This window comes from Blastococcus deserti (assembly GCF_042682525.1).
Lineage (GTDB): Bacteria > Actinomycetota > Actinomycetes > Mycobacteriales > Geodermatophilaceae > Blastococcus_B > Blastococcus_B deserti.
The window spans coordinates 179,482-187,672 of record NZ_JBHUHP010000015.1; the positions used below are offsets into that span (position 1 = coordinate 179,482).

At 74.1% G+C, this 8,191-nt stretch carries 9 protein-coding genes; 6 read left to right on the forward strand and 3 right to left on the reverse strand.

All coding sequences use genetic code 11. From position 1 onward, the window contains the following. Nucleotides 1-4 precede the first annotated feature (4 nt). On the forward strand, nucleotides 5-1,261 hold the full coding sequence (gene purD, locus ACFSHS_RS15600; protein WP_376877962.1) for a phosphoribosylamine--glycine ligase: 1,257 nt from the start codon (nucleotides 5-7) through the stop codon (nucleotides 1,259-1,261). Nucleotides 1,262-1,268: 7 nt separating this feature from the next. Here purD and ACFSHS_RS15605 read toward each other — a convergent pair whose 3' ends face one another. Continuing rightward, nucleotides 1,269-2,702 (reverse strand): AI-2E family transporter, encoded by a 1,434-nt coding sequence (locus ACFSHS_RS15605; RefSeq protein ID WP_376877965.1) that lies wholly within the window; start codon nucleotides 2,700-2,702, stop codon nucleotides 1,269-1,271. Nucleotides 2,703-2,787: 85 nt separating this feature from the next. Between ACFSHS_RS15605 and purB the strand changes: the two genes are divergently transcribed. Together purB and ACFSHS_RS15615 are read left to right on the forward strand one after the other, a co-directional pair. Continuing rightward, complete coding sequence (gene purB, locus ACFSHS_RS15610; RefSeq protein ID WP_376877968.1) at nucleotides 2,788-4,113, forward strand: adenylosuccinate lyase; 1,326 nt, start codon at nucleotides 2,788-2,790, stop codon at nucleotides 4,111-4,113. Beyond that, on the forward strand, nucleotides 4,110-4,970 hold the full coding sequence (locus ACFSHS_RS15615; RefSeq protein WP_376877971.1) for a phosphoribosylaminoimidazolesuccinocarboxamide synthase: 861 nt from the start codon (nucleotides 4,110-4,112) through the stop codon (nucleotides 4,968-4,970). Before purB ends, ACFSHS_RS15615 begins: the two co-directional genes overlap by 4 nt. Before the next feature lie 7 nt (nucleotides 4,971-4,977). On the opposite strand, the gene ACFSHS_RS15620 is transcribed toward ACFSHS_RS15615, so the two are convergent. Beyond that, nucleotides 4,978-5,466 (reverse strand): hypothetical protein, encoded by a 489-nt coding sequence (locus ACFSHS_RS15620; RefSeq protein WP_376877974.1) that lies wholly within the window; start codon nucleotides 5,464-5,466, stop codon nucleotides 4,978-4,980. An 85-nt stretch (nucleotides 5,467-5,551) separates the two neighbouring features. Continuing rightward, entirely contained in the window at nucleotides 5,552-6,046 is a 495-nt protein-coding gene (locus ACFSHS_RS15625) for a hypothetical protein (protein ID WP_376877977.1), read from the reverse strand. A 324-nt stretch (nucleotides 6,047-6,370) separates the two neighbouring features. Here ACFSHS_RS15625 and purS point away from each other — a divergent pair, with 324 nt between their 5' ends. The 3 genes from purS to ACFSHS_RS15640 all read left to right on the forward strand — a co-directional run. After that, a complete protein-coding gene (purS, locus tag ACFSHS_RS15630) occupies nucleotides 6,371-6,610 on the forward strand; it encodes a phosphoribosylformylglycinamidine synthase subunit PurS (RefSeq protein ID WP_376877980.1) in 240 nt (79 codons plus the stop codon). A gap of 12 nt (nucleotides 6,611-6,622) precedes the next feature. After that, the gene (purQ, locus tag ACFSHS_RS15635) at nucleotides 6,623-7,294 is read left to right on the forward strand and encodes a phosphoribosylformylglycinamidine synthase subunit PurQ (RefSeq protein WP_458199671.1); all 672 of its coding nucleotides are present in this window, start codon (nucleotides 6,623-6,625) and stop codon (nucleotides 7,292-7,294) included. Beyond that, on the forward strand, nucleotides 7,291-8,191 hold a 901-nt coding region (locus tag ACFSHS_RS15640; protein WP_376878010.1), incomplete at its 3' end, for an AIR synthase related protein. The genes purQ and ACFSHS_RS15640, both read left to right, overlap by 4 nt.

The following is an 8,191-nucleotide window of genomic DNA, read 5'->3' on the forward strand; positions in this document are numbered from 1 at the left end:
AGCCGTGCGCGTGCTGGTGATCGGCTCCGGTGCCCGGGAGCACGCCCTGTGCGTGGCTCTGTCCTCCGACCCCGCGGTGAGCGCGCTGGCGTGCGCGCCGGGGAACGCCGGTACCCGCGCGGTGGCCGAACCCTTGCCGGTGGACGCCGCCGATCCGGTCGCCGTCGCGGGCGTCGCCTCGGCCTGGGGTGCCGACCTGGTGGTCATCGGCCCGGAGGTGCCGCTGGTGGCGGGGGCCGCCGACGCCGTCCGGGACGCCGGTATCGCCTGCTTCGGGCCGTCGGCGCAGGCCGCGCAGCTGGAGGGCAGCAAGTCCTTCGCCAAGCACGTCATGGGCGCGGCCGGGGTGCCGACCGCGCGGTCCTGGCCGGTGGGTGGCCCGGCCGAGCTGGAGACGGTGCTCGACGAGGTGGGCGCCCCGTTCGTCGTGAAGGACGACGGCCTGGCCGCCGGCAAGGGCGTCGTCGTCACCGACGACCGCGCGACCGCGGCGGCGCACGGGCGCCGGATCCTCGACGCCGGCGGCGCGGTCCTGGTCGAGGAGTACCTCGACGGGCCGGAGGTGTCCTTGTTCGCCGTCACCGACGGGACGACGGTGCTGCCCCTGGTGCCCGCGCAGGACCACAAGCGCCGCGACGACGGCGACCACGGCCCCAACACCGGCGGCATGGGCGCCTACGCCCCGCTGCCGTGGGCGCCGCCCGAGCTGGTCGACGAGGTGCTGGCGACGGTCCTCCAGCCGACCGTCGACGAGATGGCCCGCCGCGGCGAGACGTTCAGCGGCCTGCTCTACGCCGGTCTGGCGCTGACCTCCCGCGGCGTGCGGGTGGTCGAGTTCAACGCCCGCTTCGGCGACCCCGAGACGCAGGTCGTCCTGCCCCTGCTCGAGACGCCGCTGGCCGGCCTCCTGCACGCCGCCGCGACGGGCACGCTGGCCGACCATCCGCCGCTGCGCTGGCGGGAGGGGGCGGCGGTGACCGTCGTCGTCGCGGCGCACGGCTATCCCGACGTCCCGCGGATCGGTGACCCCGTGACCGGCGCCGGCGGGGAGGGCGTGCTGCACGCGGGCACGGCGCTCGCCGCCGACGGGAGCGTGGTGTCCGCCGGCGGCCGGGTGCTGTCCGTGACGGCCGTCGGGCCCGACCTCGCCGCCGCCCGGCAGACCGCCTACGAGCGGGTCGCCGGGATCCGGCTGGCCGGCGCGCACTGGCGCACCGACATCGCGCTCGCCGCGGTCGAGGGCCGCATCACCCTTCCCTGAGGCGCCGCTACGTCGTCGTGACCGCCGGGCGCGCGCGCTCCGGTCGCGGCTCCGGTGGCCGGGGCCCCTCGTGCCGCCGGCTGAGGTAGGTGCCGGCGACGTTCGCGCACGCCACCACCGGCACGGCGACGAGGGCCCCGAAGATCCCGCCGACCAGCAGGCCCGCGGCGATGGCCAGCACGACGGCGAGCGGGTGCACGTGCACGGCCCGCCCGAGCAGCAGCGGCTGCAGGACGTGCCCCTCCAGCTGCATGACGGCCACGACGATCACCAGGGCGATCAGCGCGGTGATCGGGCCCTGGGTGACCAGCGCCACCAGCACGGCGACCGTCCCGGCCAGGAACGAGCCGATGATCGGGATGAAGGCGCCCAGGAAGACCAGCGCCGCGAGCGGGATGACCAGGTCGACCCCGAGGACGGCCAGCCCGATGCCGATGCCGACCGCGTCGACCAGGGCGACGGCGACGGTGGCCCGCACGTACGAGATCAACGTGCGCCAGGCCCGCCGGGCCGCCTCGTCCAGGTATGCCCGGGAGGCGGCCGGGAAGAGGCCGACCAGCCACAGCCAGATGGAGCGGCCGTCCTTCAGGAAGAAGAAGAGGGTGAACAGCGCCAGGACGATGCCGGTGAAGACGTGCCCCACCGTGGTCGCGGTCGTGATCGCGCCGGAGGCGAGCTCCTCCTCGTTGGCGACCAGGGCCTCCTGGAGGCTGGTCACCGCGGCGTCGAGCTGGCCCCGGGTGATCGGGAACGTGCGGACGATGAACGACTGCACCTGCACGATGCCCTGGGTCACCTGGTCGGCCAGGTCGGCGAAGCCCGCGCTGATCCGCTCCACGACCAGCGTGATGATCCCGGCCACCACCGCGAGCCCCACCAGCAGCATCGCGGACGCCGCGAGACCGCGCGGCCAGCCCCGGCGGATCAGGGCCGCGGCTCCCGGCTGCAGCAGCGCGGCCAGCAGCAGGGCGACGATCACCGGGATCACCACGACCCCGACGTAGGAGGCGGCGTAGAGCAGCACGTAGAAGCCGGCGATCACGACGATCAGCCGCCAGGACCACGCGGCCGCCGTCCGCAGGCCGAACGGGACGTCGTCCTCGGCGTGGGCGCGCCGCGGCGGTGCCGATCGCGACGCCGGCGCGGGACGCCGGGGCCGGCCTCCCTCGGGAGTGACGCGGGCGGGCGGGCCGCTGACGCCGCCCGGACCGACGGGCCCGTCCAGGTCGGGGGCGCCGGGCTCGGGACTGCCCAGCGGCGGCCGGGTGGACCCCGCTGGCTCGCCGTCGACCGGCTCGTCCTCGTAGGGGTCCTGGACGAAGTCGATGGGCTCCGGATCCCCGCCGCCGTGGGAGTGCTCCCACGCGTGCGGGTCGTGCTCGCGCGCCGCCCGGATCCGCTCCCGGGCGCGGGCGGTCAGCTCACGGGCGCGTCGGCGCATCGCGCACCTCCGGGCAGGAGTAGGGGCCGTCCATGATCACACCAGCCCTGCGGGAGGATGGTCCCGTGGCGCGACGAGCTGAGCAGTGGCAGGCGGTACCCGCATGATCGAGCGCTACACGCTCCCCGACATGGGCCGGGTCTGGAGCGACCAGCACAAGTACGAGCTCTGGTGCCGGGTGGAGACGCTCGTGCTCGAGGCGCACGCCGCGGCCGGGCGCGTGCCGGCCGACGTGGTCGAGCCGGTGCGCCACGCCCCGCCGCCGACGCCGGAGCGGGTCGCGGAGATCGAGGAGACGACGCAGCACGACGTCATCGCCTTCCTCACCGCGTGGGCCGACAACACCGAGCCCCGGTCCGCGGCCGCGTACGTGCACCACGGCATGACGTCGTCCGACCTGCTCGACACCGCACTGGCGGTCCAGCTCACCGACGCCACCGACGTCCTGCTGGTCAAGGCCGACCGGCTGGTGGCCGCCCTGCGCGACCACGGCCTCGCGCACCGGAACACGATCAAGGTGGGCCGCACGCACGGCGTGCACGCCGAGCCGGACGTCTGGGGGCACCGGGTCGCCGACCTCGCCTTCGCGATGGCGCGGTCGCGGGACCGGCTGCGCGCGGCACGTGACTCGGTCGGCGTCGTCGCCATCTCCGGCGCGGTGGGCACGTACTCGCTGATCGACCCCTCGGTCGAGGTCAGGGTCGCGGAGGCGCTGGGGCTGCGGCCGGCCGACGCGTCCACCCAGGTGGTGCTGCGCGACGGCATCAGCGAGTGGGTGTCGGCGCTGGCGATCATCGCCACCGTCTGCGAGGCGATCGCGCTGGAGGTGCGGCACGGCCAGCGGACGGAGGTGCGTGAGCTGTCGGAGGCGTTCGGGTCGGGCCAGAAGGGCTCGAGCGCGATGCCGCACAAGAAGAACCCGATCCGCTCCGAGCGCATCGCCGGACTGGCGCGGGTGGTCCGCGCGGCGATCGTGCCGGTCATGGAGGGCATTCCGCTCTGGCACGAGCGGGACATCTCGCACTCCTCGACCGAGCGGGTCTTCCTGCCCGACGCCGCGATCACCACCGACTACCTGCTGCACCTGACCGCCGGGCTCGTGGAGAACCTGGTGGTCGACGCCGACCGGATGCGCGCGAACCTCGAGTCCACCGGCGGGCTGATCTACACCTCGTCGGTCCTGCTCGAGCTCGTGGAGGGCGGGCTGTCCCGCGAGGACGCGTACGCGCTCGTCCAGTCCGCGGCGATGGAGACGTGGCAGACCGGCACCCCCTTCCGGGAGACGCTCCGGACCCGGGCCGCCGCCTCGTCGGTGACGCTGGACGAGGCGCGGCTGGACGAGATCTGCCGGCCGGAGCGCTACGTGACCAACCTCGGCCCGCTGTTCGACCGGCTGGCGGCCCTGAAGTGATCGGCCTGCCGCTGGTCGCGCGCGGCAAGGTGCGCGAGATCTACGACGCCGGCGCCGACCGGCTCCTGCTGGTGGCGTCCGACCGGATCTCGGCCTACGACCACGTGCTGCCCACGCCGATCCCGGACAAGGGCAGGGTGCTCACCCAGCTGTCGGTGTGGTGGTTCGAGCAGCTGGCGCCGGTCCTGGCGTCGTTCGGGGCGACGCACCACCTGATCAGCGCCTCCGACGTCCCGGCCGAGGTCGCGGGGCGCGCGATGCTGGTCCGGCGGCTGGAGATGCTCCCGGTCGAGTGCGTGGCGCGGGGGTACCTCTCCGGGTCCGGCACGGCCGAGTACCAGCGCACCGGGTCGATCCGGGACGTCGCACTGCCCGCCGGGCTGGTCGAGGGCTCGCGGCTGCCTGCTCCGGTCTTCACGCCGTCGACCAAGGCCGAGGTGGGGGAGCACGACGAGGCCATCGACTTCTCCGCCGTCGTCGCGGCCGTGGGAGCCGCGCGGGCCGAGGCGCTGCGGGAGCTGACGCTGGCCCTGTACTCGCGGGCCGCCGAGATCGCGTACGGGGCCGGCATCGTGCTGGCGGACACGAAGTTCGAGTTCGGCGTCTCCTCCGGCGGTGCGCTGGTGCTGGGTGACGAGGTGCTCACGCCCGACTCCTCGCGCTTCTGGCCGGCCGCGACCTGGTCGCCGGGCTCGGTGCAGCCCTCGTTCGACAAGCAGTACGTGCGGGACTGGCTGACGTCGTCGGGCTGGGACCGGGTCTCGCCGCCACCGGAGCTGCCCGCCGACGTCGTCGCGGCCACCCGCGAGCGCTACGTGACCGCCTACGAGCAGCTCACCGGCCGCCGGTTCGGCTGATCCCGGCTCAGCTGTAGATCGCGGACGGGCTCGACGTCGGGCCGGTCCACCGGCCGTAGACCGGGGTCACCGTGTACTGGACGTCGCCCTTGGCGTAGCCCTCCGCGTCCGTGCACGACTGGGTGGCCGTGCCGGGCGACCCGGGGACGTAGACGTTGGGCAGCCCGTCCACCGTGGTCCCCGCGCAGGTGCCCTTCCCGATCACCTCCACCTTCGCGATGGACGTGCCCGGGAAGACGATCCGGCGGATCTGGTAGCCGGTCACCGGCCGGGCGGTCGCCACGAACCCGGTGTTCCAGGTGACCACGTAGAGCGGGAGGTAGGTCGCCGGGTCGGTGGTCTCGGAGACGGTCGGCCGCGCCCCTTGCGGAACCAGCACCGCCAGCGACTTCGCCGGGCCGGCGCCGTTGACCGCCCATGCCGCCGCGGCCGGGTCGGTGGACCCGAGGAGCGCCGGGACCAGCGCGAGGGCCAGTACGGCCAGGCGTCGGAGCACGGGGTCCTCCTCTCCTCGGGGCGGTTGCGGTGGTGGGTGGTGCGCGACCGCGGAGGAGCGCCGTCCGGCGCCCCTCCGCGAGCGGTCAGGCCGAGGCGCCGGAGAGCGTCACCTGGGCGGTGATGCCCGCGCCCTGGCAGCCGTTCTCGGCCGTGGAGATCATCTCCAGGGCACCCGGGACGGTGACGACGGTGCCGGTCGAGCTCGCCGGCAGGAGCACCGGCGTCGCGAGCGCGATCGTGCCCAGCCCGACCACGTTGCTCGCCGCGCAGGTGCGGCCGCTGAGCGGGGTGATGCTGACGGCGCCGATCGTGGCGCTGGTCAGCTGCACCGGGAACGGGTTCGGGTTGTCGACCTTGGCCTGGACGGCGCCGACGGTGCCCGAGCCGTAGCCGGCCGCCGGCTTGGGGTAGAGGGACGCCGTCGGGGTCCCCGCCGTGACGGTGAGGCTGACCGCGGAGGCGGCCTGGGAGGACGCCGTCCCGGTGCCGCTGACCAGCCAGGCGGCCGATGCGACGCCGCCGGCCACGACGGCGACGAGGAACAGGGCGATCACGCTGGCCCGCTTGGAAAGCTTCATCTCGGGGACCTCTCTCATCGTGCGCAGCGACGGCCGTGCGCCGTCGGTTCGAGACAGGTCTACGGCGGGCCGGGACCCCCTGGAACGCCCGGAAAGGGGCTTCACCCCTGTGGGGGAGCAGTCCTGTGCGGGCGTTGCGCCGGCCTTGCGGAGACCTTGCGAAACCCCCCCGGCGACCCAGCGACGCGGGCGATGGCGCGAGCGGCCGGCATCTCCGGCAGGCCACTGCGACACCGGGACGTCATCCGGCTGTCCGGGGACGGCGAGTGTGCAGATCTCGCCGCCGCGGCGGGGTCGTCCCGGGGAGTGGGTACCCTCGTCGGCGTGTCCCGGGTGGTCGTCGACGTGGTCCTCAAGCCGGAGATCTCCGACCCCCAGGGTCAGGCGGTCCTCGGCGCACTCGGCCGGCTCGGGCACGACGGGGTGCGCAGCGTCCGCCAGGGCAAGCACTTCGTGCTCGAGGTGGACGGGACGCCGGACGAGGCCGAGCTCCGGCAGATCGCCGAGACCCTGCTGGCCAACCCCGTCATCGAGGACGTCGAACTGCATCTCCCGACCGACTGAACGGAACTGCTCGTGCGCATCGGGATCATCACCTTCCCGGGCTCCCTGGACGACGTCGACGCCGCCCGCGCCGTGCGGCTGGCCGGGGGTGACCCGGTCGTCCTCTGGCACGCCGACCACGACCTCAAGGACGTCGACGCCGTCGTCCTCCCCGGTGGCTTCTCCTACGGCGACTACCTCCGCGCCGGCGCCATCGCCGCACGTGCGCCCCTGATGCAGGACGTCGTCACCCGGGCCCACCAGGGCCTGCCGGTGCTCGGCATCTGCAACGGCTTCCAGGTGCTGTGCGAGGCCGGCCTGCTGCCCGGCGCGCTCACCCGCAACAGCCACCTGCACTTCCGCAACCGGGACCAGGTGCTCGTGGTCGAGCGCGACGACACCGTCTGGACGTCGGACTACTCGGTCGGCCAGCGCATCGTCATCCCGGTGAAGAACGGGGAGGGGCGCTACGTCGCCGCCGAGCCCGATCTGGACCGGCTGGAGGGGGAGGGCCGGGTGGTGTTCCGCTACGTCGACGGCAACCCGAACGGCTCCAGCCGCGACATCGCCGGCGTGACCAGCGAGAACGGCCGGATCGTCGGCCTGATGCCACACCCCGAGCATGCGATCGAGGAGCTCACCGGGCCCAGCACCGACGGCCTGGGCTTCTTCACCAGCGTCCTGAAGGCGGTCGTGAACGCGTGAGCGCGGACGTGACGGCGGGGCAGGCCAGCGCGACCGCGGGCCTCTCCGACCTCGACACCGGCCCCGGCCGGCTCAGCCACCGGCTCGACACCGTCGAGCTGGCGGTGCAGACCCCCGACGACGAGCAGCCCTACGCCGAACTGGGCCTGAAGGCCGACGAGTACGCCCGCATCAGGGACATCCTCGGTCGCCGCCCGACGACCGCCGAGCTGGCCATGTACTCGGTGATGTGGAGCGAGCACTGCTCCTACAAGTCGTCGAAGGTGCACCTGCGCCGGTTCGGCGACCTGCCGCCCAGCGACGCGCTGCTCGTGGGCATCGGCGAGAACGCGGGCGTCGTCGACGTCGGCGACGGCTACGCGGTCACCTTCAAGGTGGAGTCGCACAACCACCCCAGCTACGTGGAGCCCTACCAGGGCGCGGCCACCGGCGTGGGCGGCATCGTCCGCGACATCCTCACCATGGGCGCCCGTCCCATCGCCGTCATGGATTCGCTGCGGTTCGGCCGCGCCGACGCGCCGGACACCGCCCGCGTCCTGCCCGGCGTCGTCGCCGGGGTCGGCGGCTACGGCAACTGCCTGGGCCTGCCCAACATCGGCGGCGAGCTGCTCTTCGACGAGTGCTACGCCGGCAACCCTCTGGTCAACGCGCTGTGCGTCGGCGTCATGCGGCACGAGGACGTCCGGCTGGCCAGGGCCGAGGGCGCCGGCAACAAGGTCATCCTCTTCGGCGCGCGCACCGGCGGCGACGGCATCGGCGGCGTCAGCGTCCTGGCCAGCGAGACCTTCGACGCCGAGGGGCCGGCCAAGCGGCCCAGCGTCCAGGTCGGCGACCCGTTCACCGAGAAGCTGCTCATCGAGGCCTGCCTGGAGATCTTCGCCGCCGACCTCGTCACCG